Genomic DNA, 26,400 nt, shown 5'->3' on the forward strand with positions numbered 1-26,400 from the left:
CTGCTCCGCTCCGGATCGGTCATAGCGCCTCCAGGATGCGTCGGCGGATCACGGGGGCGTCGAGCAGGGGGCCGTACGACAGGCCGGACTCGGCGATGCTGACCCCGCCGACGAAGCGCACGGCCCGCCGGTCGTGGGCGTGGATGCGCACGTCGTCGACCATCTGCCCGGCGTTGAGCTCGAAGACGAGGACCCGGCCGGCGGTGCGGGTGGCGGCGGCGAGCGCGTCGCCCGGGAACGGCCACAGGGTCACCGGCCGGAACCAGCCGATGCGGTGGCCCTCGGCGCGCAGCTCCGCCACGACGTGCTCGACGAACTTGGCCGCCGACCCGAACGACACCACCACGGTCTCCGCGTCGTCCACATCGGACTGTTCGTGCCGGGCCTCGAGCTCGCCGATGCGGTCGAACTTCTCGGCGATCGCCCGCCAGTGCCCGTCGGGGCCGGGGCCGGGCTCGGTGGCCTTGCCCATCGCCCAGGTCCACACCTGCCGGCTGCGGCCCGTGCCGCCGCCGGTGCCGTCCAGCGCCCAGTCCTTCGGCGGCAGCTCGCCGAAGTCGCGGCGCTGGACGTCGACGCCGACGCGGGTCTGCGCCAGCAGCGGGTCGCCGTAGAGCATGACCGGCGCGCGGTGCTTGTCGGCGAGGTGGAACAGCAGCTGGGTGTGCTCGACGGCCTCGGGGATGTCCTTCGGCGCGAGCGTGATGGTCCGGTAGTCGCCCCAGCCGCCACCGCGGGTGGCCTGGAAGTAGTCCTGCTGGTTGCGGGCCAGGTTGAACACGACGAACGGGGTCTCGTTGAGCGCGGCCTCGGCGATCGCCTCCTGCATGAGCGCGATGCCCTGGCCGCAGGAGCCGGTGGCGGCGCGCGCGCCGGCCGCGGCGGCGCCCAGGGTCATGTTGACGCCTTCGATCTCGCTCTCGGCGTTGAGGCACACCCCGCCGGCCGCGGGCAGCCGCCGCGACATCTGCTCCAGCAGGCCGGTGAAGGGCGACATCGGGTAGCCGGCGAAGAACCGGCAGCCGGCGGCGATCGCGGCCTCGGCGATCGCGGCGCTGCCCTCCAGCAGTTCCAGCGTCATGTGCACACCCCCTGCAGGGCCTCGGCGCCCGCCTCCAGGGCGCGCGCGTTGGCGGCGGCGTGCTGGCGGCGGTACGGCGGGAGCAGCTCCTCCATCGCCGAGACCAGCGCGGCCGCCCCGACCAGCCCGGTGAGCGCGTTGTAGGCGCCCAGCAGCACGAACCCGGACGCGTTGGGCGCCTCGACCCGCCGGGCGACAGCGAGGGCGTCCACGGCGAAGACGCGCAGGTCGTCGCGGAACGTCTCCGGGTCGACCAGCGGCGTGTTGGCCACCACCAGCGCACCGGCGCGCAGCCGCTCCTCGACGCCCTCCGCGTGGCGGTGATGGGCGAAGATCGCCGACCAGGCCGAGGGCAGGATCGGCAACGCCCGCAGCGGGGCGTCGCCGATGACCACGCCGGCCTTGGACGGGCCGCCGCGCATCTCGCCGCCGTAGTCCGCGGCGAGCATGGCGTATCGCCCCTCCTGGGTGGCGGCCAGGGCAAGGGTCTTGGCGAGCAGCTGGATTCCCTGCCCGCCGATGCCCGTGACGAGCACCTCGCGCTCCATGGGCGCCTCCCGGCGGTTCGGCCTTGAACGCTGATTGAATCTTGACGCGGTTTGAATATTGAATACAAAATCTAACCGCAACGTCAAGGGAGGTCACGGATGCGGGCTCTGGTCCTGCGCGGCTTCGGCGACGCGGCCGTCGAGGAGGTTCCCGACCCCGTGCCCGGGCCGGGCGAGGTCGTCGTCGACGTCGCATGCGTCCAGCCGAGCGTCACCGAGTGCATGCTGCTGGCCGGCGAGCCGGTCGCCATGCATGCCGTGCTCGCCGACCGCCTGGCGGCCGGCCCCACCCGCTTCGGCGGCCACGAGTTCGCCGGCGTTGTCGGGGCCCTCGGGCCCGGCGTCGAGGAGTCCTGGGCCGGCGCGCGGGTCACCGCCGTGGAGACCGCGGCGTGCGGCCGCTGCGCCGCCTGCCGGCGGGATCGCCCCGACGCCTGCCCCTCCCCCGCCGTCCTCGGCTTCACCGGCCCCGGCGCCTTCGCCGAGCGCGTCGTGGTCCCCGCGCGGACCCTCGTGCGCGTGCCCGCCGGCGTCAGCGCCGCGCAGGCCGCCGCGATCCAGCCGCTCGCCGGCGCGATCCACGGCCACGCGGCCGCCGGTGTCCGCCCCGGCGACAGCGTGCTGGTCATCGGGGCCGGCGTCATGGGGGTACTGCACACGCAGGTCGCCCGGCACGGCAACGCCGGGCTCGTCATGGTCAGCGGCCGCAGCCCCGCGAAGCGGGAACTGGCCGAGCGGGCCGGCGCCGACCTGGTCCTCGACGCTTCCGGCGATGTGGCCGCCGAGGTCCTCGCCGCCACCGAGGGCATCGGCGCGGACGTGGTCTTCGAAACCGCCGGCGCCGACACCTTCGGCCTGGCCGCCGCCTGCGTGCGGCGTGGCGGCAGCATTGTGATGGTGTCGGTACTCCCCGATCAGGCCCCCGCGCCCATCGCCCGGCTGCGGGAGCGCTCGGTGACCCTGCTGCACCCCCGCTCGGGCGCCGGCGGCTACTCCCCCGGCAGCGGCGCCTTCGAGCACGCCCTGCGCCTGGTCGGCCGCGGCGACGTCGACGTGTCCTGCCTGATCACCCACCGCCTGACCGGCGTCGAGGCGTTGCCGGAGGCCCTGGAGATCACCCGCGACAAGGGGCGGTACGGCGCGCTCGGCCCCGCCCAGGTGGACCTCTTCGACTGGGGGCGCGCATGAGCGGTACGGAGCGAAGCGGAGTGGCCGCGAATCGGAAACGCAGGTACAGCTCATGCCGGTGCCGGAGCGAAGCGGAGGTGTCGGCATGAGCCTGCTCATCGGGGACATCGTCACCACGGCCGCGCTGACGGTCCCGAGTGCCGTGGCCGCCACGCTCGGCCCCGACCAGCTGACCTTCCGCGAGCTCGACGCCGCGGCCGACCGCACCGCCAACGCCATCGCCGGCCTCGGCGTCACCCGCGGCGACACGGTGCTGTGGTGCGTGACCCCGACCCTGCGCTCCGTCGAGGTGTTCGTGGCCTGCGCGCGGCTCGGCGCCGTCTTCGCGCCCGTCAACCCGTTCCTGCCGGTCGCGGAGCGGGACCGCGTCCGCTCCTATGTGGACCCCCGGCTGGTCGTGTCCGATGTGGACTTCACCGAACCGGTCCGGCCACCGTCCATTCTGGACGGCGGCGCCGGCGGCTTCGCCCCGGTGCCGCTGGACGACCGGGAGCCGCACATCCTGTACCTCACCAGCGGCAGCACCGGCGCGCCGAAGGGCGCCCTGGTCAGCCACCGGGCCAGCTGGCTGCGCGCGGCGCCGGGCGGCGGCACGTTCACCAGCGGCCTGCGCGGCGACGGCGGCGTGGTGTGCACCTTCCCGCTGTACCACTACGGCGGCTGGCACTACGTCATGGAGGCGTGGCAGCACCGCACCGCCGTGCACCTGGTCCGCCGTGCCGACGCCGCCGACATGATCGACGTGGTCCAGCGCCGCCGCCCCTCCGCGCTGTACTGCATCCCGGCCGTGTGGGAGCGGCTGCTCGACCCCGAGCACCGCCGCGCCGACCTGCGCTCGCTGCGGCATGCCGACACCGGCACGTCCAGCGTCGCCGCCGACCTCGTCGAGCGCATCAAGGCCCGGCTGCCCGGCACGACGACCACGATCCTGTACGGCTCGACCGAGGCCGGCCGCATGGCCGCCCTGCACGACTGGGACCTGGCCCGCAAGCCCGGCAGCGTCGGCCGCCCCGCGACCCCCAACGCCCTGTGGCTGGATGAGAACGGCGAGGTCTGCACCAGCGGCCCGGCGCTCATGAACGGCTACCTCGGCGCCGACCCGCTCGACGGCGTCTACCGCTCCGGCGATGTCGGCCGCCTCGACGACGAGGGCTACCTCTTCCTGACCGGCCGCACCCGCGAGGTGATCCGCACCGGCGGCGAGTCGGTCGGCCCGGCCGAGGTCGAGCACGCGCTGCGCGGCCTGCCGGGCGTCCTCGACGTGGCCGTGGTCGGCCTGCCGGACCCCCGCTGGGGCGAGATCGTCTGCGCCGTCGTCGTCGTGCCGCCGGGCAGCGAGGCTCCGACCGTCACCGCGGTCCGCGAGCACGTGAACGGCCGCCTCGCGTCGTTCAAGGTGCCGCGGCGGGTGGCGGTGGTGCCGGCGATCCCCCGCACTCCGGCGACGGGCCAGATTCAGCGCACTCGCCTGCGGGACCTGCTCCGCCCGGCCTGAGCCGCCGCCCGGGCCGCGGCACCTGGCCGGCCGGCCAGGTGCCGCGGACGGCGCGTTACGCGTAGACCTCCATCTCGTACAGCGAGTAGCCCCATTGCCCGGACTTCGTCACGCCCTGCATGCGGACGTATCTGGCCGGGCCGGTGACGGTGATCTTCTCGGTGCCGCCGGGCGAGTTCGACTGGGTGTACATGTCGCGCCAGGTCGAGCCGTCCGTCGACGCCTGGAGCTTGTAGGCCTTCGCGTAGGAGGCCTCCCAGCGCAGGTCGACCTCGCGCAGGTTGTAGGTGGCGCCGAGGTCGACCTGCAGCCAGTTGTTCGGGTCCTCGCTGGCGCTCCAGCGGCTGGACAGGTCGCCGTCGAAGGCGGCGGCCGGGCCCTGCTGGGCGTTTGACGACGACGAGGCCGTGGCGGGCTTGCCCAGGGCCAGGTTGACGGTCGCGGCGCTGAGCGTCAGGTCGACGGTGACCGTCCTGCCCTTCTGCAGCGGCAGGACACGGGCGATACCGCCGAGCGGGGAACTCTGCACCGTGGCGCCGTCGGCGGTGACGGAGGCGATGCCGGAGCGCTGGATCAGGGTCAGGTTCTGGTCGATGGAGGACGTCAGCGTCACCTTCGCCTTGCGGGCGTCGGTGTCCCACGTCAGGTTGTCGATCTTGAACTGGCCCTTGCCCAGCATGCCGGAGATCGAGCCCTTCTTCAGGCCCTTCGGCAGGGCCGGCAGCAGCTCCAGCGTCCCGGGCTGGGTCGCCGCGAGCATCTCCATCATGATCGTGGGCACGGAGTTGACCACGTCCGTGGCGAACACGCCGTGGTTGTTGTAGTGGGACGTGGCCATGCCGCTGTAGTAGTAGTCGTCCTTGGCAAACCGCAGCAGCTTCGCGTTGACCGAGTCGGCGTTGTTGAGGTCGGCGGCGATCAGCGCGCCGTGCAGCAGGCCGTGGCCGGCGTTCTCGTAGCTGCCGGTGTCCTTCTTCTGCAGGAACACCTGGGCGGCGTTGTACTGCGCCCGGTTGGTCTCCGGGGTGATCTCGCGGTACGGCCAGACCGGCATGAGGCCGCTGGAGTGCCGGTGCTGGTAGTTGTTCTTGTTCGCGAGGTCGGGCCAGGCCCACTCGGCCAGCGCCCCGTCGTTGTTGACGATGTACGGCGGCAGGTGGTCGAGCCTCTCCTGCCAGACGGGGATCTTGTCGGCGTCCCGGCCGAGCGCCCGGCTGGTCTGGATGAGCGTGGACAGCGCGAACCGCGCGCCGGAGATGTCGTAGACCGAGTTCACGGCCAGCGGCACGCCGCCGGGCGGGGTGTTCTCCGGCGAGATGGACCCGGCGAGGATGTAGTTGCCGTTGCCGTCCTTCTTGACGAGGAAGTCCTCGTAGAAGTCGCCCATGTCGCGGATCAGCGGGTAGTACTGGTTGGCCAGGAACGTCTTGTCGCCGGTCACCTGGTAGTACTCCCAGAACGGGTACAGCAGCCAGGACTCGCCGCCGGTGACGTACTGGTACGGGTAGTCGAAGTTGATGTTCGAGATGAGCCCCTCGGCGTTGGGGGTGTTCCCGCCGGTGAGCATGCCCCGGGTGCCCAGCAGCTTGCGGGCGTTGGTGCGGAAGTCGGTCTGCCACTGCTTGTTGAGCCAGAAGTAGCCGGCCATCGCCTCGGGCATGTTGCCGACGTTGCCGCCGGAGATCTGCAGGTTGAGGTTCGCGTCGAGGTGGTAGTAGCCGTCCCAGCCGACGTTGCTGTCGCCGGTCCAGTTGCCGAGCAGGTCGGGGGCGGCGGTCTCGTTGCTCGACGCCAGCAGGTGGTACCGGCCGGCGTAGAACATCCGCTCGTACAGCGCCGGGATCGGCGTCGAGGAGTTCTTCTGCTCCGCCAGGAGCTGCTCGGTGGACTTGGCGCGGTCCTGCGCGCTCGCGCCGAGGTCGAACGACACCCGGTTGAAGATCTCGTTGTGCTTGGCGACGTGACGGTTCAGCAGCGTCCGGTAGTCGCTGCTGAGCGCGTTGAGCCGCGACTGGAGCGGCTGCTTGTTCCACTCCTGCTCGGCCGGGACGCCGCCGTTGTACGTCCCGTTGTACCGCTGCGTGAGCGTCAGCAGCAGCACGTAGGTCGCGTTGGTGACGGACACGTCGGTGCCGTCCATGCTCTTCGTGCCGTCGGTGACGATCCGGGTGACGCCCTCGTAGCCGGCGTTGTAGGTGCCGGCGGCGTACTTCGCGCGCAGGTTGAGGAAGCTGGTGTCGGAGTTGTTGGTGTACGTGACGCCCTTGTTGAGCATGTTCATGCCCGGGTCGATGGACAGGCCGAGCTTGACGCTGAGCCGCTGCCCGGACGGTGCCGGCAGGTACTGCACCGTCGCCCCGTCGGTCCGCGACACGAACGAGTCGCGCTCCCACCGGCCCTGCCCGTCGGTCCAGTTCACCGCCACGACCCCGGAGGAGTAGTCGGTGGAGCGGACGTAGTCGCTGATCGTGCCGCTGCCGGCGAGCTGCATCGTCATCTTGAAGCCCGGGTGCTTGCTGCCTTCGCCGCCGCCCTGGTAGCCCTGGACATTGGCGGCGAGCGTGTTCGCGTCGCGGTACTGCCCGGCGATGAGCAGGTCGCGGATCCGGTTGATGTCGCTCGCGCTCACGGTGTTGAAGGTCCGGTGCGGCCGGGCCTCCGTCCGCGCCATGAAGAAGTCCTTGTCGTCGAAGACGGTGGTCTCGTTGCGCGGGTTGCCGAACACGATGATCCCCTGCTTGCCGTTGCCGGCGAGGAGGCCGTTGGCCCAGTCGGTGTAGGTCTGCGGGTAGGTGGTCGACGGGGCGAGGGTCGCCGACCCGGCACCGCCGCTCGAGCCCGTGCCGTACACCTCGAACTCCCACAGCGAGTAGCCCCACTGCGTGTTCGGGGTGACGCCCTGCATCCGCACGTAGCGGGTGGTCCGGTTGACCGCGACCGTTTCGGAGCCACCGCCGCCGGCGGTGGTCGAGTAGACGTCCGTCCACTGTGCCGCGTTGTCGGAGACCTGAATCTTGTACGCCTTCGCGTAGGCGGTCTCCCACAACAGGTTCACCGTGGACACCGGATAGGCGGCGCCGAGGTCGACGTAGATCCAGGCGTTGTTGTCGTTGCTGTGATCGCTCGACCACCGCGTCGACACGTTGCCGTCGATGGCGTTGGCGGCCGTCAGCACGCCGTCCTGATAGGAGGCGACGGCGCGGGCTCCGGAATTGCGGGCGAGGTTGACCGGCGTGTCGGCTGCTGCCGAGGGCAGCCGCACCACGGCCGGGACCACGATCAGCGCGGCGAGGGCGACGCCGAGCAGTCGCCGTTTCATGCCCAGTCTCATGGGGTTTCCTTCCTGATGGCGGTCAGGGGTCACCGGGTGGTGATGCGCAGCGAGGAGATGGCGTCGTTGTTGCCGGTGTTGACGAGGTTCGGGGCGTCGGCGGTGAACGTCCAGACGGTGCCGGAGAAGCCGGCGTCGGCGTAGGCGGTCACCACGTAGCCGGCCGGCACCCGGATCGACGAGATGCTGTCGTTGGCGATGCCGGCCGCCTGCAGCTGCGGCAGGTCGTAGTTGCCGACGCCGAGGGTCGCCGAGGCGCCGGTGTAGTTCGCGTCGGCGTAGAACGTCGGGCCGGTACCGGGGCTCGTCGCGGTGCCGTACACCTCGAACTCCCACAGCGAGTAGCCCCACTGCGTGTTCGGGGTGACGCCCTGCATCCGCACGTAGCGGGTGGTCCGGTTGACCGCGACCGTTTCGGAGCCACCGCCGCCGGCGGTGGTCGAGTAGACGTCCGTCCACTGTGCCGCGTTGTCGGAGACCTGAATCTTGTACGCCTTGGCGTAGGCGGTCTCCCACAACAGGTTCACCGTGGACACCGGATAGGCGGCGCCGAGGTCGACGTAGATCCAGGCGTTGTTGTCGTTGCTGTGATCGCTGGACCACCGCGTCGACACGTTGCCGTCGATGGCGTTGGCGGCCGTCAGCGCGCCGTCCTGGTAGGAGGCGACGGCGCGGGCTCCCGAGTTGCGCGACAGGTTCACCGGCACGTCGGACGGCGGCGCCGGCGGCTTCGGCACGGTCTGGCCGGCCGGCGGCCACAGCGCGAACGTGTTGGAGCCACCGTGCGCGGCGGCGAACGGGCCGGCCATCGCGTTCGTCGAGCTGATCGGCGCGCCGAGGAAGTCGGTGGTCACGTCGGCGGCGATGCTCTCGTTGGCCCGCGGGATGGTGCCGACCCGGGCCCGCGTGACCGGGGTCAGGCCGGTGATGCCGGCGGCGTTGAGGTCGAAGCTCAGCGACATCTGCGTGTTGCTCGCCGTGTAGCGGACGTTGGACAGCGCGCCGGTGAAGTTGCCCTCCTTGACGTGCGTCTTGTTCGTCGCGTTGTCGGGCAGGGTCGAGCCCTGGACGAGGTTGTTGTACCAGAAGTCCTTCATCGGCGAGGTGAGCGCGGTCGCCTCGTTCATCGTGCCGGGCTGGAAGTAGTAGGCATCGCGGCCCGAGCCGTCGATGTTGATGCGGCCGTTGTCGATGAAGAGGTTGTTGGCGAACACGATGCCGGTGGCGTCCAGCGTGCGGATGTCGCTGTTGCCGATGAAGACGTTGTTGTCCACGAGGATCGGGCCGAACACGGCCTCGGCGTAGTACCCCCACGGGCAGTTCATGACGATGTTGCCGGTGATGCGGACGTTCTGGTTGCCCCAGTCGGTCCAGATGCCGGCGGAGTTGCCGCCCCTGGAGTTCTTGACGTAGTTGCCCTTGATGAGGCCCTGGTTCATGTAGTGCACCTTGATCGGGGCCGTCTCCGCGCCGCTGAACTCGTTGCGGTAGTTGGTGTCCTCGATCATGTTGTAGAGGATCTGGGAGTTCCACGAGAAGACGCCGGCGATGCCGGACTGGCCGGACTTCGCGATGTAGTTGTTGCGCACGATGTGCGAGCCGTACTTGGCGGTGTCGTGGAAGTTCGTGCGGGTGGTGCCGGGGCGGTTGCCGGCCCACTCGTCGTTGCCGAGGCCGATGTCGATGCCGATGGTGCGGGCGTTGACGACGATGTTGTTCTGGATGATCCAGCGCAGGCCGCCGTTGACGCTGATCGCGCCGGCCTGGCGCCGCGACGGGCTGCTCGGGAAGTCGGAGTAGGTGTTGGCCGCGTGCTTCACGGTGAAGCCGTCGACGGTGATGTAGCCCAGGCCCCAGGCGTCCGGAGCGAAGATCTGGCGGCGCACGTTGATCTCGGCGAGCTTCGCGTTGGGGTCGGCGCCGTTGAAGTTGGCCCAGATCGTCGTGTTGCCGCCCGAGACCTGCGAGTACCAGGTGCCGGGCGCGTTCTGTATGTCGCTCAGGGCGGGCTTCTCGAGGTACGCCTGCTCGCTGAGGTAGACGTCGCCGGCGGTGTAGCCGGGGAAGACGTCGCCCCCGCCGCCCATCGGCTGCCCCGTCGCGTACGGGTTGTAGTCGCCGAAGTAGCTGTTGGGCAGGGTGACGCTCCAGACGTTGCCGCTGCCGCGCGCCCAGGTGTGGATCTCCTCGGAGCCCTTGACGACGACCTCGCCGTCACCGGCGTTGGTGTAGGTGATGCGGTGCGCCTCGTCGGTGCCGCCGCGGGCCGGCTTGACCGTCTCGCGGTACAGCCCGGCGTGCACGACCACCTTGTCGCCCGGCTGGGCGTCCTGGGCGGCGCGATTGATGGTCAGGTAGGGGGCGGCCTGCGTGCCGGCGTTGGCGTCGTTGCCGTTCTTGGCGACGTGGATGACGCGCGGCGCCGCGGCCGCCGCAGTCTGGGCCGCGATCGACGGCACCGCGACCGTGACGACCGCGACGACGGCGCCGAGCGCTGTGATCCCGGCGGCGATGCGGGCGGCCCGCCGGGTTCTGCTGTGTGTCATGGGGCTCCTTTGGGAGGGGGTTCCCAAACGTGATCGCCGGTCACGGTTGGCAGCGACGCAGCGTCGCCCGCGCGCCTGGCGAGGCTTCAGGCGGGATTGGCGGGCGGCCCGGCCGGAACATGGCGGAAGCGGCGGTGTCCTCGGGGCTGCCGAAAGACCCCGGGATGTACCCGAATAAGTTACATTATTAATCTATGATGCACTTCGAGCGACGTCAACCTGTGGCGGGCGGCTGACCTGAGCACCGTACCCGCGGCCGGCGCATCGCGCTAGGGCCGCGCGGCCACCTCGGGGCCGTGGCCGGGCGCGACCGACCCCTGCAGGACCAGGGCCGCGCCGCCGATCGCCGCCGAGTCGCGCGGGTTGCTCGACAGGTCGACCCGCACGTCGTGCACCTCCCGCGCGAACGCGCGCTCGGCGAGGCGGCGGCGGATCTCGGTGACGTAGATCGACCCGGCCACGGCGAAGCCCGGTCCGGCGAGCACGAGCGTGTCGATGTCCCACAGGTTGGCCAGCACCAGCGCGCCCTCGGCGAGCAGCGCCGCCGACTCGTCGAGCAGCGCGCGGGCCTGCTCGTCGCCGTAGATCGCAGCGCGGGCGAGCACGTCGAAGGCCCGCGCCGCGGGGTCCTCGGGGCGGATGCGCAGCCGGTCGGCCAGGCCCCGGGTGGCCCGGGCCCGGGCGACGAGCACGCGCGGCGCCGCGTACTGCTCCAGGCACCCGCGGTTGCCGCAGTGGCACCGCTCGCCGTCGCGGACCACGGGGATGTGGCCGAGCTTGCCCGCATTGGAGCTCGCGCCCCGGTGCAGCGCCCCGTCGAGCACGACGCCGGAGCCGATGCCCGAGTTCATGTACAGGCAGCCGAAGGTGCGCTCCCGGGAGACCTGCCGCCCCCAGAACTCGCCCACGGCGGCCGCGGCGGCGTCGCTGTCGACCAGCACCGGCACGCCGAGGCGGCCGGTCAGCGCATGCGCGAGGTCGAGGCCGGCCGGGCGCTGCGGGCCGGGCAGGGCAACGAAGCGGCCCCGCGCGACGTCGACCGGCCCCGGCCCGACCACGGCCATGCCGGCCACGCTCTGCGGCGGCAGGCCGAGGCCGCGGGTGACGTCGTGATACAGCGTGGCCAGCCGCGCGGCCACGCTCTCCGGCCGCCCGTCCGCCGGGCCGGCGACGAGCTGCCGGCCGACGGTGCCGCCCCGGGTGTCGGTCACGACGCACGTCAGCGTGTCCGCGCCGACGTGGATGCCGACGCCGTAGGCCGCGCGGGAGTTGATGACCAGCATGGCGCGGGGCTTGCCGCGGGTCGCGACCGTGTCGCCCGTCTCGCGCACCACCCCGTCGTCGATGAGCCGGCGCACGATGTTCGAGATCGTCGGCTGGGTCAGGCCGGTCGCGTTGACCAGCTCCACCCGGCTGATCGGCCCGGAGGAGCGGATGAGGTCCACGATGAGCGCACGGCTACCGGGTCCCGCGGCCGCAGACTCCCGTCGCGCCACGCTCACCGCCTCTCGTCTCGCCGTACGCTGTCGCACGACTACGTTACGGGGACGTAGGGTAAATCACGAGGAGGAGCCGATGGCCGCGGTGCCGACCCCGCAGCAGGGCACGCCGGTGGGGCTCGCCCTCGTGCGGGACGCGGAGGTGCTCGGCGCCGAGCCGTTCTTCCACGAGTTCATCGCCGGCATGGAGCGCGTGCTCGCCCCGCTCGGCGTGCCGGTGCTGCTGCAGGTCGTGGCCACGGTCCCGCAGGCGGTCGAGCGGATGCGGGCCTGGGCGCAGTACGGCCAGGTCCAGGGCCTCATCCTGATCGACCTGCTGCCCGGCGACGAGCGCGTCGCCGTCGTCAAGCGGCTGGGCCTGCCGTGCGTCGTCATCGGCGACCCGGTCACCGCCGACGGGCTGCCCGCGGTATGGACGCAGGACGAGGTCGCCATGCGCGACGTCGTCGCCGAGCTGGTCGCGGCCGGGCACACGCACCTGGGCCACGTCGGCGGGCCGGCGCCGATGGCACACACGATCATCCGGCGCCGCACGTTCGAGGCGGTCGCCGCCGAGCACCGCGTACGCACGACATCGTTCGACGGCGACTACTCCGAGGCGGCGGGGGTGCGCGCGGTCGCCGAGCTCGCGGCGCTGCGGCACCGCCCAACCGCGCTGGTCTTCGACAACGACGTCATGGCGCTCGGCGCGCTGCACGAGGCCGGCCGCCTGGGCCTGGCCGTGCCGGCCGACCTGTCGCTGGTCGCCTGGGACGACTCCGCGCTGTGCCAGCTGGCCGTGCCGCCGCTCAGCGCGGTCAGCCACGACGTGCAGGAGCTGGGCGAGCTCGTCGGCAACACGCTCGCCGGCGCGCTGTCGGGCGCCGCCCCGGGCACCGTCAAGGCCGCGCCGGCCCGCCTGATCGTCCGGGGCTCCAGCCGCGAGCTTTCATAGATTAAAAATCTTTGTTGTTGACTTCAGCGTTGCCGTCGGCGACGCTGTGAGCCAGCACCTTCCGGGACACCCCCATTCCCTCATGCGTCAACAGCGCCTGTCGTCCATCTCGACGCGCTGTCACCCTCCCCTGCACAAGACGTGAAGGAATCCCTATGGACCACCGCACCAGGCCGCGGGCCGCTCGCGCCGTGGCCGCATTCGTCAGCCTCCTCGCTCTCAGCCCCGCCCTCGCCGCCTGCGGCTCTGGCGAGCCCGCGTCCGCGGCCGACTCCATCGACGTCGTCACCCGCTGGTCGTCGGGCAACTCCGCCGCCGCCGCGCAGAACCGCGTCTTCCAGGCGTTCACCGCCGAGACCGGCATCAAGGTCAACGTCACCGAGGGCCTCGAGACCATCGACGACCAGGTCGAGAACGCCGTCGCCGCCGGCAAGTCCCCCGACCTCGTCATCGTCAACCTCTTCGACAAGACGCTGGGCTGGCTCGACGCCGGCGTCACCGTGCCGGCCGAGCAGTACGTCACGGACTGGGGCCTCGCCGACAAGCTCAAGCCCGCCGCGCTCGACGAGTGGCGCGTCGGCGGGGCGCCCGGCGGCAAGCTGCAGGGCCTGCCGTTCTCCGGGTTCAGCTGGCCGCTGTGGTACAACACCGACCTGCTCAAGAAGGCCGGCGTGGACAAGATCCCGGCCACCACCGACGAGCTCGTCGCCGCCGCCGGCAAGCTGCGCGCGGCCGGCATCGGGCCGCTCACCGTCGGCGGCAACGACTGGACCGGGCAGAAGCTCTTCTACCAGATCGCCGAGTCCTACACCGACGCCGCGACGATGCAGAAGGTCATGCAGAAGGGCGGCTACTGCGCCACGCCCTCGGTCATGGACGGCATCAAGCTGTTCACCCAGCTGCGCGACGGCGGCGTGTTCGTCGACAACGCCGCCGGGCTCATCGCCGACGGCATGTACGCGGCGTACTACTCGGGCAAGGCGGCCATCATGCCGGCCGGGTCGTGGGCGTACAGCGAGTCCGTCGCATCCGGCACGGGCATCGAGAAGCACACGACGCTGGGCGGGTTCCCGGTGCCGAGCGGCTCGACGTTCAAGAAGCCGACGGCGTACCACGGCTTCACCGGCGTCGGCTTCATGATCACCAAGCGCGGCGCCGAGGCCGGCCGGATCGACAACGTCAAGCGCCTGGTCACGAAGTTCTACGCGGACACCGCGGTCGGCGAGTTCGTCAAGGACGCCGGCATCCTGCCGCCGACGACCGGCGACTTCGCCTCGTACGCGACCAACCCGCTGCTGTCGCAGTCGCTCGGCCTGGACGCCGGCGTGGACTACGCCGTGCTGCCCGACGTGTGGATCGGTGCCGCGTCCGACCGGATCATCCAGGTCCTCACCGGTGCGTACGGCAAGTCGACGCCGCAGCAGATCTGCGCCGGCCTCGACACCGCCACCAAGGACTAGTCCGCGAACCGCCCGTCGACCGGGGGCCGCCCGCCGTCGGCGGCCCCCACCCCCGCGCAGAAGGAAACCACGATGTCATCGACCAGCGTCCTGGCCGGCACCGCCGCGCCGCGCCCGGCTGAGCCCGGCCGGCGAAGGCGCCGGGGCGGCGGCTTACATTCGCCCCACGTCCTCTGGCTCACCGTCCCGTCCCTCGTGTGGTTCGCCGTGTTCTCCGTCGGCCCGCTCGCCGCCATGTTCGTCATCGCGACGCTGCGGTGGAAGGGGCTGCTGTACGAGCCGACGTTCGTCGGCACCGAGAACATCGGGCACGTGCTGGACGACCCGGCGTTCTTCGATGCGGTGCGCAACAGCGCCATCCAGGTCGCCGTCGTGATCCCGGTCATGATCCCGCTGTCGTTCATGCTCGGGTACCACCTCAGCACCAAGCCCCGCGGCTACCGCGTCCTGTCGGTGCTGTACTTCTCCCCGGGCCTCATCTCGATCTCCGTCACCGGCATGATCTTCTACGGGGTGCTGTCCCCCGACGGCGGCGTCAACGGCGTGCTGCGCCTGCTCGGCCTCGACTCCTGGGTCACGCCCTGGCTCGCCGACCCGGCCACCGCGCTGCCCAGCCTCGTCGCCATCGACCTGTGGCGCGGCATCGGCTGGACCGCGGTGCTGTTCGCCGCCCGCCTGGCCAGCGTGCCCGCCGACGTGATCGAGGCGGCCCGCATCGACGGCGCCGGGCGCCTGCGCACGATGTGGCAGATCGCGTTCCCGATGGTCAAGGACTACGTGCGGACGCTGGCGATGCTGCAGTACCTCTGGACGCTGTTCACCTCCGCCGCCCTGATCCTGCTGCTCACCAAGGGCGGCCCCGGCACCTCCTCGACGACGCTGTCCTACCTGGTCTACGCCAAAGCGTTCGCCCAGCGCGACCTCGGCTACAGCCAGGCGGTCGGCGTCGCGCTCCTCGTCCTCGGCGTCGCCGGGATGCTGCTCATCCGCGCACTGCTGCGCAGCTCAACGGAGGACACCCGATGACCACCCCGAACGCCACCCGCGCGCGGCCGCGGCGCGCCGGCACGCCCGTCGCGACGGTCCTGTCATGGCTCTACGCGCTGCTGCTCGCGCTGCCGCTGTACTACCTCGTCGTCAGCGCCCTCAAGACCAACATCGAGATCTTCACGCGGCCGTTCGCGCTGCCGTCGCACTGGCTGTGGGCAAACTTCGCCACCGCCTGGCGCACCGCCGGCCTCGGCCAGGCGCTGCTCAACTCGCTGCTCATCTCGGTCGTGGCGATCGTACTGACGCTGGCCCTCGCGGTGCCGGCCGCCTACGCGCTGGCCCGCCAGGACAACCGCCTCGCCCGCACGGTCACCGCGGCCTTCTCCGCCGGCTTCCTCATCCCGCCGTTCGCGGCGCTGATCCCCACGGTCATCCTGGCGATCCGGATGGACCTGTTCTACACGCGCGAATTCCAGATGCTGTTCCTGCCGGCCAGCGCGCTGCCGCTGTCGGTGCTGCTGCTCACGCAGTTCATGCGGACGGTACCGCGGGCCCTGGTCGAGTCGGCGGCGCTGGACGGCGCCGGGCACTGGCGGCTGCTCGTCAGCGTGTTCATCCCGATCGCCATGCCGGGCGTGGTCAGCGTGACGATCCTGCAGCTGCTCACGTTCTGGAACGAGTACCTCTTCTCGCTCACCATCACCGGCACCGGGCCGGACGTGCGCACCGTCCAGGTCGCGCTGCCGACCCTCGTGTCCGACGCCACCAACTTCGGCGTGCTCACCGCCGGCACCGTGCTCACGCTGCTGCCGGTGTACATCGCGTACTCGCTGTCGAGCCGCCGCATGCAGGAAGCACTCACCGCAGGGGCGGTCAAAGGATGACACTGACCACGCAAGCGACCACGACCGCGCTCACCCGGCTCGACCTCGGCGGCGAGTGGCAACTGCACTGGGCGGGCGGCCCGGACGAGGTCCCCGACGCGATCCGCGCCGCGGCGATCCCCGCGCGGGTGCCCGGCGAGGTGCACACGGCGCTGCTCGCCGCCGGCCTCATCACCGACCCCGACGCCGGCTGGGGCGAGCTGGCCCAGATGTGGGTCGGCCGGGCGCAGTGGACGTACCGGCGGCACTTCCACTGGTCGCCCACGCCGGGCGCCTGCACCGACCTCGTCGCCGACGGCCTCGACACGATCGCCGAGGTGTACGTCAACGGGCAGCTCGTCGGGGCGGCGCGGGACCAGCACCTGGCGTACCGCTGGAGCGTCGACGACGTCCTGCGGCCCGGCGACAACGTCGTCGAGGTGCGCTTCGCCTCGGCCTGGGACGCCGCCCACGCCCACGAGCGCGCCCACGGGCCGCTGCCGAGCCCCTACGACGAGCCGTACGCCCACGTGCGCAAGGCCGCGGCGAACTTCGGCTGGGACTGGGGCCCGCACTTCGTCACCGCCGGCATCTGGCGCGACATCCGCCTGGAGACCTACACCGGGCGCATCGAGCACGTCCGGCCCCTCGTCCGGTTCGACGCCCGCGGCGCGGCGAGCGTCACGGTCCACGCGCGCGTGGACGCGCCCGCCGGCGCGCGCGTGCGGGCCGAGCTGATCGACCCCGCCGGTCTCCCCGCCGCGGCGGGGACGAGCGTCGCCGGCGGCGACGAGGTCGCGATCACGCTGCTCGTGGTCGAGCCCGAGCTGTGGTGGCCGATCGGGCTGGGCGGGCAGCCGCTGTACCGCCTGCAGGTGGAGCTCGAGCACGACGGCGGCACGCTCGACGCGGCCACCGCCCGGATCGGCCTGCGCAGCGTGGCGGTCGACGAGACGCCGGACGCGCTGGGCACCCGCTGGGCGCTCGTCGTCAACGGCCGCCCGGTCCGGGTGCGCGGCTACAACTGGATCCCCGACGACACCCTCGCCAGCCGGGCGACGCCCGAGCGGGTGACGGCCCGCATCGAGCAGGCCGTCGCCGGCAACGCCAACCTGCTGCGCGTGTGGGGCGGCGGGCACTTCGTGACCGAGGCGTTCCTCGACGCCTGCGACGAGCGTGGCGTCCTGGTCTGGCACGACTTCCTCTTCGCCTGCGCGGCGTACTGCGAGGACGAGGAGATGACGGCGCTCGTGACGGCCGAGGCCGAGCAGGCGGTCGCGCGGATGTCGTCCCACCCGAGCCTCGTGCTGTGGTGCGGCGGCAACGAGACGGTCCTCGGCCGCCACCACTGGGGCTGGGGCGACCAGCTCGGCGAGCGCGGCTGGGGCGCCGCCTACTACCTGGACGTCCTGCCCGGCGTGCTGGCCCGGCTGGACCAGACCCGCCCGTATCTGCCGAACTCCCCGTGGTCGGGCACCGTCGAGCGCGACCCGGCGGCCGACGCCCACGGCCCGAGCCACCTGTGGGACGCCTGGAACGAGGCCGACTACGTCCACTACCGCGACCACGACCCGTCGTTCGTCGCCGAGATGGGCTGGTGCGGCCCGGCGGCGTGGACGACGCTGGAGCGGGTCCTCGACGGCGAGACGCCCGGCCCGGCCTCGCCGCTGACCCGCCACCACCTGCGCGCCATCGACGGCCTGCACAAGCTGGCCCGCGGACTCCAGCCGCACGTACCCACCCCGACCGACGGCGCGGACTGGCACTTCGCGACCCAGCTCGTCCAGGCCCGCGCGGTGGCCGCCGGCGTCGAATGGCTGCGCTCCCGCGACCGCTGCGGCGGCGTCGTCGTGTGGCAGCTCAACGACTGCTGGCCGGCGATCAGCTGGTCCGCGGTGGACGGTGCGGGCATCGAGAAACCCCTGTGGCACGCCCTGCGCCGCGCGTTCGCCCCGCGGCTGGCCACCGTGCAGCCGGTCCGCCCGGGCCCGACCCACGACCCGACCGGCGACGAGGGCCTCGTGCTCGTCCTGGCCAACGACACTCCCACGCCGTGGCGCCCGGACGTGCTGATCCGCCGGGTCGGCCCGGACGGCCGGGAGCTCGCCCGCGCCCGCCCGCGCCCCGAGTGCCCGCCGGGCGGCCTCACCCGCCTGGCCATCGGCGCGGAGGTGGGCCTGCCCGGCGACCCGCGCGCCGAGCTGCTCGTCGTGGACGCCGACGGTTCGCGCACGACGTGGGTGTTCCGTCCGGACCGCGATCGCACGGCGTTGCCGCCCGACCGCCGCGTCGACATCGAGGTCGTGGACGGCGAGCTGCGCGTCGGCGTCACCGCCGGCACGATCCTGCGCGACGTGTGCGTCTTCGCCGACCGCCTGGCCGCGGCGTTCGGCGCCGAACCACCGGCCCTGGCCGTCGACGACGCCCTGGTCACGCTGCTGCCGGGCGAGCGCCACGTCTTCCGCGTCGCCCGCCGCGACGGCCGCCCGCTCCCACCCGCCGCGGCCGCCGTCCTGCCCGCGCCGCTGCTGAACGCCGCGGTCCGCTCGTCCGGCGAACTCACAACCTGACGGCGCGCCCCTCGCGCTCGACCAATCGGGGGCGAGCGCGAGGGACTTGCCTAACCCACTCACGTCCGTGAGCAGCCGCTCCAGATCACGATCTGCACGCGTGCATGCACGTGCACCCGGCGCACGGTGCCGCATCAGCCGACGGATGATCTAGCGCAAGAGACGGCCGAGTGGTCCGCCCGCGGCGACACCGGAGCAGCTGGTAGGCGGCTGATCGCCGACGACTATCCACCGGAATCCGCCGCGACCGCTGGCTGCATCCATGCCGCCATGACCACAGTCCGGGCTCCGTCTGCAGCGAACAGCAAACCGCGTCCCGACGCCTACCAGGTCCACGCGTAGAAAGGCGGGCGGGCGTGCTCGACCCCGTGTTCTGCAACGCCTTGGATTCGGTCGGTGGTAGCTGTCGTGGATCAGAATCGGCGGGATTCGTTGAACCATTCGCCGGCTTGAGGTTCGGGAATGTGCAGGCGCTTGGCGAGGTCGAGGAAGACGTCCCAGGCCTGTTCTCGGTAGATGGTGTCGATCAGTCCGTGCTCGCTGTCGATGGTGTTGAGATCAGCCACGAGGTCGCGGAGCGCGCGCTCGGCGGCGGTGAGCCGGTCCGGCGCCTCCGGCTCGATGGCCTCGATCGCCCGCCATGCCCGGGTGTATGCCTTGCATGCGGCTTGCCCGAACGCCTTGGAGTCCTCCACCCAGTCCCGGAACGGATTGTCCATGTGCGCTGCGAGCCATGCCTGCGATTTCGCGCCGTTGACCGACAGCTCGACCGGGCCGCGCCGAAACCGCTGCCGCAGTGTGGTGGCGATGGTCCGCCTGGTTCCGTTGAGCACGAGATGCCGCAGCTGCGGGAGCTCCGGCAGCGCTGCCGGGTCCAGACCGTAGGCGTCGTCCAGCTGCAGGGTGTGCATTCGGGGGTGCTGCCGCAACTGGGACAGGTCGGTGAGGACTCCCGGCGGAGCGTCGAAGGTGAGCGTGAGATGTTCCAGGTCCGACAGCGCCGCCAGGGCCGCCGCGGAGAACTCGCCGCCGACCCAGAGCCAGACCTCCGGCGCGCGGCGCAATCCGGTGGGTATCACGACGTCGGGCCCGTACTGAAACAGCCGGAGCGCCACGCGGCGGCCCTCATTGGGCGCCTCGACCTGGAGGCCGGCCGGCGGTCGGAGCAGCAGTACGGTCTCGATCAATCGGGGCAGCCGGACGCTGCGCAGCTGGGCACCGTTCAGCCGGACCGTGCCCAGATGCGTCCGCCGGAGGTCGAGATCGCCGACGGCGTCGCTCCAATACAGGAAGCGAATGCCGAGGCGGCCGGCAACGGCGTCGACAACGCCCCGATCCGGGCCGGACCACTCCACTGTGCGGCAATGCGGCAGCTTGTCCAGTTGTGTCCAGTCGATCGGGCCTTCCGCCGGCACCAGCCCGCCGGCCGGCGTCAGGTCCAGCACCACCGTGCCGGCCGCCAGCCGCCGCGGACCGGCACCGAAGTCAACCTCCACCCCGCCGACCGGCTGGCGCACGTCATGCACGGACCGGAAACGCCCGGAATCGCCTGGCACGGGGCCATCCTAGGCAACGGCCGGTGCCGGTCTGGCCGGGCACTAACGCAGGCGCTGGCGGAGCTGGGCCTTGGCGACCTTGCCGCCGGAGCCGCGGGGCAGGTCGTCGACGATCTCTAGGCGCTCGGGCCAGTTCTCCCGGGAGACGCCGCGGGCGTCCAGGTGTGCGCGCAGGGCGTCCAGGTCGAGGGTGGCTGACTCGCGCAGGACGACGAAGGCGCAGACGCGCTCGCCGAACGTCGGGTCGGGCATGGCGACCGCGGCGACCATGGCGACCGCCGGGTGGGTGCCGACCTGGTCCTCGACCGCGGCGGCGCTGATGTTCTTGCCGCCGCGGATGATGAAGTCGGACTTGCGGTCCACCACCCGCAGGTAGCCGTCGGCGTCGATGGTGCAGATGTCGCCGGTGAGCATCCAGCCGTCGGGCGTGAACAGCTTCTCGTTCGCCTCCGGGTCGGCGAAGTAGCCCAGGCACGTCGCCGGGCCGGCGCACGCGGCCTGGCCGGGGCCACCGGCGGCGGTCACGTCGGTGCCATCGTCGGCGAAGAGGCGGACCCGCATCGCGTCGATGATCCGGCCGGCGGTGCGCAGGCGCTGGTCGGTGGTGTCGCGCACGGAGGTGCGGGACAGGGCGCCGGTCTCGTTGGAGCCGAAGAACTGCAGGACCTTCGAGCCGGTGCGGCGCTCGAACTCGGTGGCCCGCTCGAACGGTACCGCCTCGCCGCCGGTGAACATGCAGCGCAGCGACGACAGGTCGACGTGCTCGAGCACCGGTGAGTTGAGCATCATGATGAACTGGGTGCTGACGCAGCACACGACGGTGACCCGCTCGCGTTCGATGAGGCGCAGCGCCTCGTCGGCGTCGAAGCGGGGCATGACGACCGTGGGCGCGCCGAGCAGGGTGGGCGTGAAGTTCGCGGTCCACTGCGCGAAGCCGTACGGCGCCGGGATCAGCGTCAGGAACACGTCGTCGGCGCGCAGGTCGCCGCACTCGACGGCGAGCTCGTGGTAGTAGAACCAGCGGTTCTGGTTGTGCACCACACACTTGGGCATGCCGGTGGTGCCGGACGTCGAGTTGAGCAGGTGGATCTCGCCGAGCCCGAGCTCGCGTCCGTCGAGCGATATATCCGACGTTTCGGAAAAATCGGAAATGTTGGAGATGGCGATGTGCGTGGTGATGCCGAGGCCGTCGACGAGATCGGCGACCGGCTCGCCGCGGTGGTCCGCGAGGCTCACCAGGGCCGTCGCCCCGCCGACGGTGAGCAGGTGGCGGACCTCGAGGCGCGCCGCCCGCGGGCCGATCGCGACCACGACGACGCCGGCCTTGATGGCGGCCAGGTACACCACATGGACGGCGACCCCGTCGGGCAGCAGGACCCCGACCCGGGCGCCGCGCGGCAGGCCGGCCTCGGCCAGCCGGCGCGCGAATGCGGTCGACCAGGCGTCGAACTGCCGCCACGTCATGCGGTCGTCCGCAGCGATGAACGCGAGCCCGTCGGGATTCTTCGCGGCGTGGCGCCGGACCACGTCCGGGAGGTTCTCCTCGCCCCACCGGCCCACCTCGGCGAGGCGGTCGGCGACGTAACGCTCGTGAACGCTCCCGGGCGCCGGGGCCGTTCCGGGTGGGAACTGCACGTGCTCCCCTTTCCATCTACCAAACAAGCGCTTGGTTGTGTCATTCTGTTCCCGGCAGATCAACGGTGTCAAGGCGGGAGTGCGAGCGTGGACGACATCTGGCAGGCCCCGATCGGCAAGTCCCTCGACGTGCCGGTGAGCGCGGCCCTCCCGCCGATCCCGCTACCCACCGGCTGCCACGTCGAGCAGCTGATCTGGCACGGCGACCCGGTCGGCGGGGCGCCGTCGGCACGGGTCCTGACCCGCACCGGCGACGCGGCCACCGTGCGCATCGCCCGGGGCGAGCGCATCATCGCCGACCTCAAGGTCCGCCGCGGCCCGGCGCGCACGCCCCGCCCGCACGCCCTGCTGCGCGCCGACCTGCGCGCGGGCGCGGCGTGCACCAGGCTGTTCCCCGTCACCGCGGCGGTCACCACCGACCACGTGCCGGACGCCGAGCCGGTGCTGAGCACCCCGTCGCTGATCGCGTTCATGGAGGACACCGCCGCCGACGTGCTCCGCCCGCACTTCGGCCCGGCCACCGCCTCGCTGGGCACGTGGATCGGGGTGCGGCACACGGGCCCGGCGTACGTGGGCCAGGAGGTGACCGTGACGGCCGTGCTCGCCGAGGCGCGCGGCCGCCGGTACCTCTTCGACGTCCGCGCCACCGTGGACGGCCGCCCGGCCGGCGACGGACAGGTGGCGCAGACGCTGGTCAGTCTGGCGCCGTAGCGAAGCGCACCGCGGCGTCGGCACGCAGGGCGGCCTTGTCCACCTTGCCGCCGGTGCCCAGCGGCAGCTGCGGCACCGTCACCAAGCGCTCCGGCCAGTTCTGCTTCGTCACGCCGCCCGCGTCCAGGTGCGCCCGCAGATCGTCGAGGGTGAGCGGGGCGCGGGTCACGACGTAGGCGCACGCCCGCTCGCCGAGCACCGGGTCCGGCGCGGCGACGACCGCGACCGCCGCCACCGCCGGGTGGCTCGCGACCGCCTCCTCGACGACGAGCGCGCTGACGTTGTGCCCGCCGCGGATGATGAAGTCGGCGATCCGCCCGGTGATCGACAGGTACCCCTCCTCGTCCACCGCGCCGAGGTCGCCGGTCAGCAGCCAGCCGTCCGGGCGGAACAGGGCGGCGTTGGCGGCCTCGTCGTCGAGGTAGCCGGGCGTGCAGCCGGGCCCGTTCGCGGCGATCTGCCCCTCGGCCGCGTCTTGGGACATCTCGCTGCCGCCGGCCAGCAGCCGCACCCGCATCGCCGGGATCGTCCGGCCGGCGGTGGTCAGCCGGCGCTCCGGCGGGTCGTCCACGGTGGTCACCGAGATCGGCCCGGCCTCGTTGGAGCCGTAGAACTGCAGCACGGCGCAGCCGGTGCGCTCCTCGAACTCGCGGGCCCGGACCAGCGGCACGCGCTCGCCGCCGGTGAACATGACCCGCAGCGACGACAGGTCGGCCGCGGCGAACCCGGGGTCGTTGAGCAGCATGATGAACTGGGCGGTCACCGCGCACAGCACGGTGACCCGGTGCTCGGCGATGAGCCGCAGCGTCTGCGCCGCGTCGAACTCGGCGGTGAGCACGGTCGGGTAGCCGTACATCGCCGGCACCACGTGCGCGCTCCACAGCCCGAAGCCGTACGGCGCCGGCAGCACGCTGGCGAACACCTCGTCCGGGCCGAACCGGCCGGCGGCGTGCGCGAGCGGGCCGAAGTACTTCCGGTTGTCCATGGTCTGCCGCACGACCTTGGGCACCCCGGTCGTCCCCGACGTGGAGTTGAGGAAGAAGACGTCGTCCGCCGCGAGTCCCCGGCCGCCGTCCGGCGGCGAGGGCAGCGGCGAGGGCAGCGCGTCGAGGTCGAGCACGACATGGCGGGCCGCGCCGCACCGGGCGGCGATCTCGGCGCCGGGGCGCCCGCGGTGCGTTTCGCGAGTGGCGAGGGCGACCGCGCCCGTCTTGCGCAGCAGGTGCGTGATCTCGGCGTCGCCGGCGCGCGGCCCGATGCCGACGGTCACCAGGCCGGCCTTCTGCGCGGCGAGGTAGGCCACGTGGGTGAGCGCGCCGCCGGTCACCAGCACGGCCAGCCGGTCGCCGGGCACGAACCCGGCGTCCGCGTAGGACTGTGCCAGGCGGGAGGACAGCTCGTCGTAGTCGCGCCAGGTGAACGTCCCCTCGGGGGCGTGGAAGGCGACGCCGTCGGGGTCGTTGCCGCGGACGAAGTCGGCGATGGTGGACGGCTCAGGCACCGGCTCCCCCGTCCAGCCGCAGCACCGCACCGGTGGCGAAGCGGGCCTCCGCCGCGCCGAGGTAGGCGATCGCGGCGGCGACCTCGGCCGGGTCCGCGACCGGCGGGTCGACGAGCGCCCCGCCGCGCCCGGCCAGCCTCGGATGCATGTCCGGTACCGGCGTCAGGCCCGCCCGCAGCGGCGTGTCCACGGAGCCGGGGCACACGCAGGCGACCCGCACACCGTCGGGCGCGAACTCGACGGCGAGGGACCTGGTCAGCGCGACGACGCCGCCCTTCGCGGCCGAGTACGCGGCGCTGTACCGCCAGCCGCGCACCCCGGCGAGCGAGGCCACGTTGACGATGGCCCCGCGCGCGGCGACGAGGTGCGGCAGGGCGGCCCGGCTGACCAGGAACGTGCCGGTGAGGTTCACGCCCAGGATCCGTTCCCACTCGGCGAGCGTCACGTCGCCGGTGTGCTGGTAGGAGGCGACCCCGGCGACGTTGGCGACGACGTCGAGCCGCCCGCCCCAGGCGACCGCGCGCGCCACGGCGTCGGCGACGCGCGCCTCGTCGCGCACGTCGCAGGCCAGCGGCAGCACGTCCGCGCTGTCCTGGACGGCGGTCAGGTCCAGGGCCGCGACCCGGGCGCCCTCGCGCAGCAGCCGCCGCACGGTGGCCGCGCCGATGCCGGAGGCGGCCCCCGTGACCAGGGCGACGCTGCCGAGGTAGCGCTGCTGTGTCACGACCGGCCGCCGTCGCGCATGGAGCGGGCGTCGTGCCCGGCGAGGGCGTCCTTGCCGACCTCGGCGTTGTGCGCGTGGGCGACGTGGTGCAGCCCGAACACCGAGTCCATGCCCGCGCGCAGGCCCATGAGGTCCTCGGCCTGGTTCACCGCCTTCTTCGCCAGCGCCAGGCCGAGCCGCGGCATCGCAGCGATCCGGTGCGCGATGTCCATCGTGGACGACTCCAGGTCGGCGCGGGGCACGACCCGGTTGACCATGCCGAGGGCGAGGGCGCGCTCGGCCGGCACCCGCTCGCCGAGGAAGAGGAACTCCTTGGCGTAGCGGGGGCCCATGACCCACGGGTGGGCGAAGTACTCGACGCCGGGGATCCCCATGCGCACCACCGGGTCGGCGAAGAACGCGTCGTCGGCGGCGACGACGAGGTCACAGCACCAGGCGAGCATGAGCCCTCCGGCGACGCAGGCGCCCTGCACCATCGCGATGGTCGGCTTGGGCAGCTCGCGCCAGCGGCGGCACATGCCGAGGTACACCTCGGACTCCCGGGCGTAGCGGCTCTCGGCGCCCTCCTTGCCGACGTGGTCCCACCACAGCCCGGCGCGGCGCGGGAAGGTCGTGTCGACGTCGCGGCCGGGCGTGCCGATGTCGTGGCCGGCCGAGAAGTGCTCGCCGGCGCCGGCGAGGACGACGACCTTCACCTCGTCGTCGTCCGCGGCGCGGTAGAACGCGTCGTCGAGGGCGTACGTCATCTTGGAGTTCTGGGCGTTGCGGTACTGCGGCCGGTGCATGGTCACGACGGCCACCGGCCCGTCGGTGCGGTACAGCACCACGTCGTCTTCACTCATGGGTGGCCTCCGGTAGGTCGAGGGATGCGGCGAGGCGGTCGAGGCGGGCGCCCGTGTCGCAGAGGGCCTCCAGGGCCCAGGCGCGCTTGACGTACCGGTGCAGCTCGTACTCCACCGTGTAGCCGATGGCGCCGTGGCACTGGATCGCGACCCGGCCGGTGGCGTGCGCGGCCTCGGCGGCGAGCACGACCGCGGCGTCGACGGCCCGGACCGCGTCGGCGTCGTGCTCGACCGCCCACGCGGCGGCGAGGACCTCGGGCGCGGCGAACTCCAGCCCGAGCGCGGCGTCGGCGAGGTGGTGCTTGACGGCCTGGAAGCTGCCGACCGGCACGCCGAACTGGTGGCGCTGCTTGACGTACCCGACGGTGAGGTCGAGCATCCGCCGCCCGAGCCCGACCAGCTCGGCCGCGAGGGCGAGCCCGGCGCGCAGCCGCGCGCGGCCCACGAGCGCCGGGTCACCGGTGAGGACCTCGGCCCCGGTCGACCGCACGGCGTCCAGGGTGGTGTCCACGGTGGACTCCGGCGCACCGGCCGCGGCGCCGAGGCGGGCGCTGCCGCCGTCGAGATGGAGAATCCAGTCGGCGTGCCCGCCGAAGGGGGCCAGGCCGACTGGATCGTCCAGGCCGGCGAGCGCGACCCTGGACCGGCCGGCGGCCACGTCGGCGGCGCGCGGGTCGCCCGCGGCCGCCAGCAGCGGCGCGGCGACGAACGCGGTGGCGGACACCGGCAGCGGCGCGGCCGCATACCCGGCCGCCTCCAGCACCCCGACCAGGTCGGTCTCGGCCAGGCCCAGCCCGCCGGCGTCGGCGGGGACCAGGGCGGCGAAGACGTCCATCGCGGCGAGAGCGTCCCAGTCGGCGGCGGCGAGCGGCTCGCGGACGGCGTCAGCGAGGGCCGCCTGTTCGTCGGTCGGCGCGAAGCGCACG

At 72.5% G+C, this 26,400-nt stretch carries 19 protein-coding genes; 8 read left to right on the forward strand and 11 right to left on the reverse strand.

Features of this window, described 5'->3' with window-relative positions:
* Window positions 1-19 precede the first annotated feature (19 nt).
* Together ACGFI8_RS21105 and ACGFI8_RS21110 are read right to left on the reverse strand one after the other, a co-directional pair.
* The gene (locus ACGFI8_RS21105) at window positions 20-1,081 is read right to left on the reverse strand and encodes a hypothetical protein (RefSeq protein ID WP_392807142.1); all 1,062 of its coding nucleotides are present in this window, start codon (window positions 1,079-1,081) and stop codon (window positions 20-22) included.
* The gene (locus tag ACGFI8_RS21110; RefSeq protein ID WP_392807143.1) at window positions 1,078-1,629 is read right to left on the reverse strand and encodes a 2-oxoacid:acceptor oxidoreductase family protein; all 552 of its coding nucleotides are present in this window, start codon (window positions 1,627-1,629) and stop codon (window positions 1,078-1,080) included. Before ACGFI8_RS21110 ends, ACGFI8_RS21105 begins: the two co-directional genes overlap by 4 nt.
* Before the next feature lie 99 nt (window positions 1,630-1,728).
* Between ACGFI8_RS21110 and ACGFI8_RS21115 the strand changes: the two genes are divergently transcribed.
* Window positions 1,729-2,817 carry a zinc-binding dehydrogenase gene (locus ACGFI8_RS21115; RefSeq protein ID WP_392807144.1) on the forward strand — a complete coding sequence of 363 codons (1,089 nt, stop codon included), beginning with the start codon at window positions 1,729-1,731 and terminating at the stop codon, window positions 2,815-2,817.
* A gap of 85 nt (window positions 2,818-2,902) precedes the next feature.
* A complete protein-coding gene (locus ACGFI8_RS21120; protein WP_392807146.1) occupies window positions 2,903-4,312 on the forward strand; it encodes a class I adenylate-forming enzyme family protein in 1,410 nt (469 codons plus the stop codon).
* A gap of 55 nt (window positions 4,313-4,367) precedes the next feature.
* On the opposite strand, the gene ACGFI8_RS21125 is transcribed toward ACGFI8_RS21120, so the two are convergent.
* The 3 genes from ACGFI8_RS21125 to ACGFI8_RS21135 form a co-directional block, all read right to left on the reverse strand.
* Entirely contained in the window at window positions 4,368-7,643 is a 3,276-nt protein-coding gene (locus tag ACGFI8_RS21125; protein ID WP_392807148.1) for a discoidin domain-containing protein, read from the reverse strand.
* A gap of 29 nt (window positions 7,644-7,672) precedes the next feature.
* Window positions 7,673-10,189, reverse strand: a complete 2,517-nt coding sequence (locus ACGFI8_RS21130; RefSeq protein ID WP_392807150.1) for a discoidin domain-containing protein — start codon at window positions 10,187-10,189, stop codon at window positions 7,673-7,675.
* A gap of 269 nt (window positions 10,190-10,458) precedes the next feature.
* Window positions 10,459-11,691: an ROK family protein gene (locus tag ACGFI8_RS21135; protein WP_392807152.1), complete on the reverse strand. Its 1,233-nt coding sequence runs from the start codon at window positions 11,689-11,691 to the stop codon at window positions 10,459-10,461.
* Between the two features lie 73 nt (window positions 11,692-11,764).
* On the opposite strand from ACGFI8_RS21135, the gene ACGFI8_RS21140 reads away from it, so the two are divergent.
* The 5 genes from ACGFI8_RS21140 (at window position 11,765) to ACGFI8_RS21160 (ending at window position 18,505) form a co-directional block, all read left to right on the forward strand.
* Complete coding sequence (locus ACGFI8_RS21140; protein ID WP_392807153.1) at window positions 11,765-12,622, forward strand: LacI family DNA-binding transcriptional regulator; 858 nt, start codon at window positions 11,765-11,767, stop codon at window positions 12,620-12,622.
* A gap of 155 nt (window positions 12,623-12,777) precedes the next feature.
* Window positions 12,778-14,082: an ABC transporter substrate-binding protein gene (locus ACGFI8_RS21145; protein WP_392807155.1), complete on the forward strand. Its 1,305-nt coding sequence runs from the start codon at window positions 12,778-12,780 to the stop codon at window positions 14,080-14,082.
* A gap of 72 nt (window positions 14,083-14,154) precedes the next feature.
* Complete coding sequence (locus ACGFI8_RS21150; RefSeq protein WP_392807156.1) at window positions 14,155-15,108, forward strand: carbohydrate ABC transporter permease; 954 nt, start codon at window positions 14,155-14,157, stop codon at window positions 15,106-15,108.
* Entirely contained in the window at window positions 15,105-15,956 is an 852-nt protein-coding gene (locus ACGFI8_RS21155; RefSeq protein ID WP_392807158.1) for a carbohydrate ABC transporter permease, read from the forward strand. The genes ACGFI8_RS21150 and ACGFI8_RS21155 overlap by 4 nt, the downstream gene beginning before the upstream one ends.
* The gene (locus ACGFI8_RS21160) at window positions 15,953-18,505 is read left to right on the forward strand and encodes a glycoside hydrolase family 2 protein (RefSeq protein ID WP_392807161.1); all 2,553 of its coding nucleotides are present in this window, start codon (window positions 15,953-15,955) and stop codon (window positions 18,503-18,505) included. Before ACGFI8_RS21155 ends, ACGFI8_RS21160 begins: the two co-directional genes overlap by 4 nt.
* Before the next feature lie 413 nt (window positions 18,506-18,918).
* Here ACGFI8_RS21160 and ACGFI8_RS21165 read toward each other — a convergent pair whose 3' ends face one another.
* Together ACGFI8_RS21165 and ACGFI8_RS21170 are read right to left on the reverse strand one after the other, a co-directional pair.
* Entirely contained in the window at window positions 18,919-20,022 is a 1,104-nt protein-coding gene (locus ACGFI8_RS21165) for a hypothetical protein (RefSeq protein ID WP_392807162.1), read from the reverse strand.
* Window positions 20,023-20,103: 81 nt separating this feature from the next.
* The gene (locus tag ACGFI8_RS21170; RefSeq protein ID WP_392807164.1) at window positions 20,104-21,696 is read right to left on the reverse strand and encodes a class I adenylate-forming enzyme family protein; all 1,593 of its coding nucleotides are present in this window, start codon (window positions 21,694-21,696) and stop codon (window positions 20,104-20,106) included.
* A gap of 87 nt (window positions 21,697-21,783) precedes the next feature.
* On the opposite strand from ACGFI8_RS21170, the gene ACGFI8_RS21175 reads away from it, so the two are divergent.
* A complete protein-coding gene (locus ACGFI8_RS21175) occupies window positions 21,784-22,407 on the forward strand; it encodes a thioesterase family protein (protein ID WP_392807165.1) in 624 nt (207 codons plus the stop codon).
* Here ACGFI8_RS21175 and ACGFI8_RS21180 read toward each other — a convergent pair.
* From ACGFI8_RS21180 to ACGFI8_RS21195, 4 genes are read right to left on the reverse strand one after another with little or no spacing between them, the layout of a single operon-like run.
* A complete protein-coding gene (locus ACGFI8_RS21180) occupies window positions 22,391-23,908 on the reverse strand; it encodes a class I adenylate-forming enzyme family protein (RefSeq protein WP_392807167.1) in 1,518 nt (505 codons plus the stop codon). The genes ACGFI8_RS21175 and ACGFI8_RS21180 overlap by 17 nt on opposite strands.
* Window positions 23,901-24,632 (reverse strand): SDR family NAD(P)-dependent oxidoreductase, encoded by a 732-nt coding sequence (locus tag ACGFI8_RS21185; RefSeq protein WP_392807168.1) that lies wholly within the window; start codon window positions 24,630-24,632, stop codon window positions 23,901-23,903. Before ACGFI8_RS21185 ends, ACGFI8_RS21180 begins: the two co-directional genes overlap by 8 nt.
* Window positions 24,629-25,474 (reverse strand): enoyl-CoA hydratase, encoded by an 846-nt coding sequence (locus ACGFI8_RS21190; protein WP_392807170.1) that lies wholly within the window; start codon window positions 25,472-25,474, stop codon window positions 24,629-24,631. Before ACGFI8_RS21190 ends, ACGFI8_RS21185 begins: the two co-directional genes overlap by 4 nt.
* The gene (locus ACGFI8_RS21195) at window positions 25,467-26,399 is read right to left on the reverse strand and encodes an acyl-CoA dehydrogenase family protein (RefSeq protein ID WP_392807172.1); all 933 of its coding nucleotides are present in this window, start codon (window positions 26,397-26,399) and stop codon (window positions 25,467-25,469) included. The genes ACGFI8_RS21190 and ACGFI8_RS21195 overlap by 8 nt, the downstream gene beginning before the upstream one ends.
* Window position 26,400 lies beyond the last annotated feature (1 nt).

Source organism: Dactylosporangium sp. NPDC048998, assembly GCF_043197855.1.
GTDB lineage: Bacteria > Actinomycetota > Actinomycetes > Mycobacteriales > Micromonosporaceae > Dactylosporangium.

Coding starts and splice junctions, on each gene's coding strand:
- ACGFI8_RS21105 (WP_392807142.1), bottom strand. CDS start 1,081: ATGACGCTGGAACTGCTGGAGGGCAGCGCCGCGATCGCCGAGGCCGCG.
- ACGFI8_RS21110 (WP_392807143.1), bottom strand. CDS start 1,629: ATGGAGCGCGAGGTGCTCGTCACGGGCATCGGCGGGCAGGGAATCCAG.
- ACGFI8_RS21115 (WP_392807144.1), top strand. CDS start 1,729: ATGCGGGCTCTGGTCCTGCGCGGCTTCGGCGACGCGGCCGTCGAGGAG.
- ACGFI8_RS21120 (WP_392807146.1), top strand. CDS start 2,903: ATGAGCCTGCTCATCGGGGACATCGTCACCACGGCCGCGCTGACGGTC.
- ACGFI8_RS21125 (WP_392807148.1), bottom strand. CDS start 7,643: ATGAGACTGGGCATGAAACGGCGACTGCTCGGCGTCGCCCTCGCCGCG.
- ACGFI8_RS21130 (WP_392807150.1), bottom strand. CDS start 10,189: ATGACACACAGCAGAACCCGGCGGGCCGCCCGCATCGCCGCCGGGATC.
- ACGFI8_RS21140 (WP_392807153.1), top strand. CDS start 11,765: ATGGCCGCGGTGCCGACCCCGCAGCAGGGCACGCCGGTGGGGCTCGCC.
- ACGFI8_RS21145 (WP_392807155.1), top strand. CDS start 12,778: ATGGACCACCGCACCAGGCCGCGGGCCGCTCGCGCCGTGGCCGCATTC.
- ACGFI8_RS21150 (WP_392807156.1), top strand. CDS start 14,155: ATGTCATCGACCAGCGTCCTGGCCGGCACCGCCGCGCCGCGCCCGGCT.
- ACGFI8_RS21155 (WP_392807158.1), top strand. CDS start 15,105: ATGACCACCCCGAACGCCACCCGCGCGCGGCCGCGGCGCGCCGGCACG.
- ACGFI8_RS21160 (WP_392807161.1), top strand. CDS start 15,953: ATGACACTGACCACGCAAGCGACCACGACCGCGCTCACCCGGCTCGAC.
- ACGFI8_RS21190 (WP_392807170.1), bottom strand. CDS start 25,474: ATGAGTGAAGACGACGTGGTGCTGTACCGCACCGACGGGCCGGTGGCC.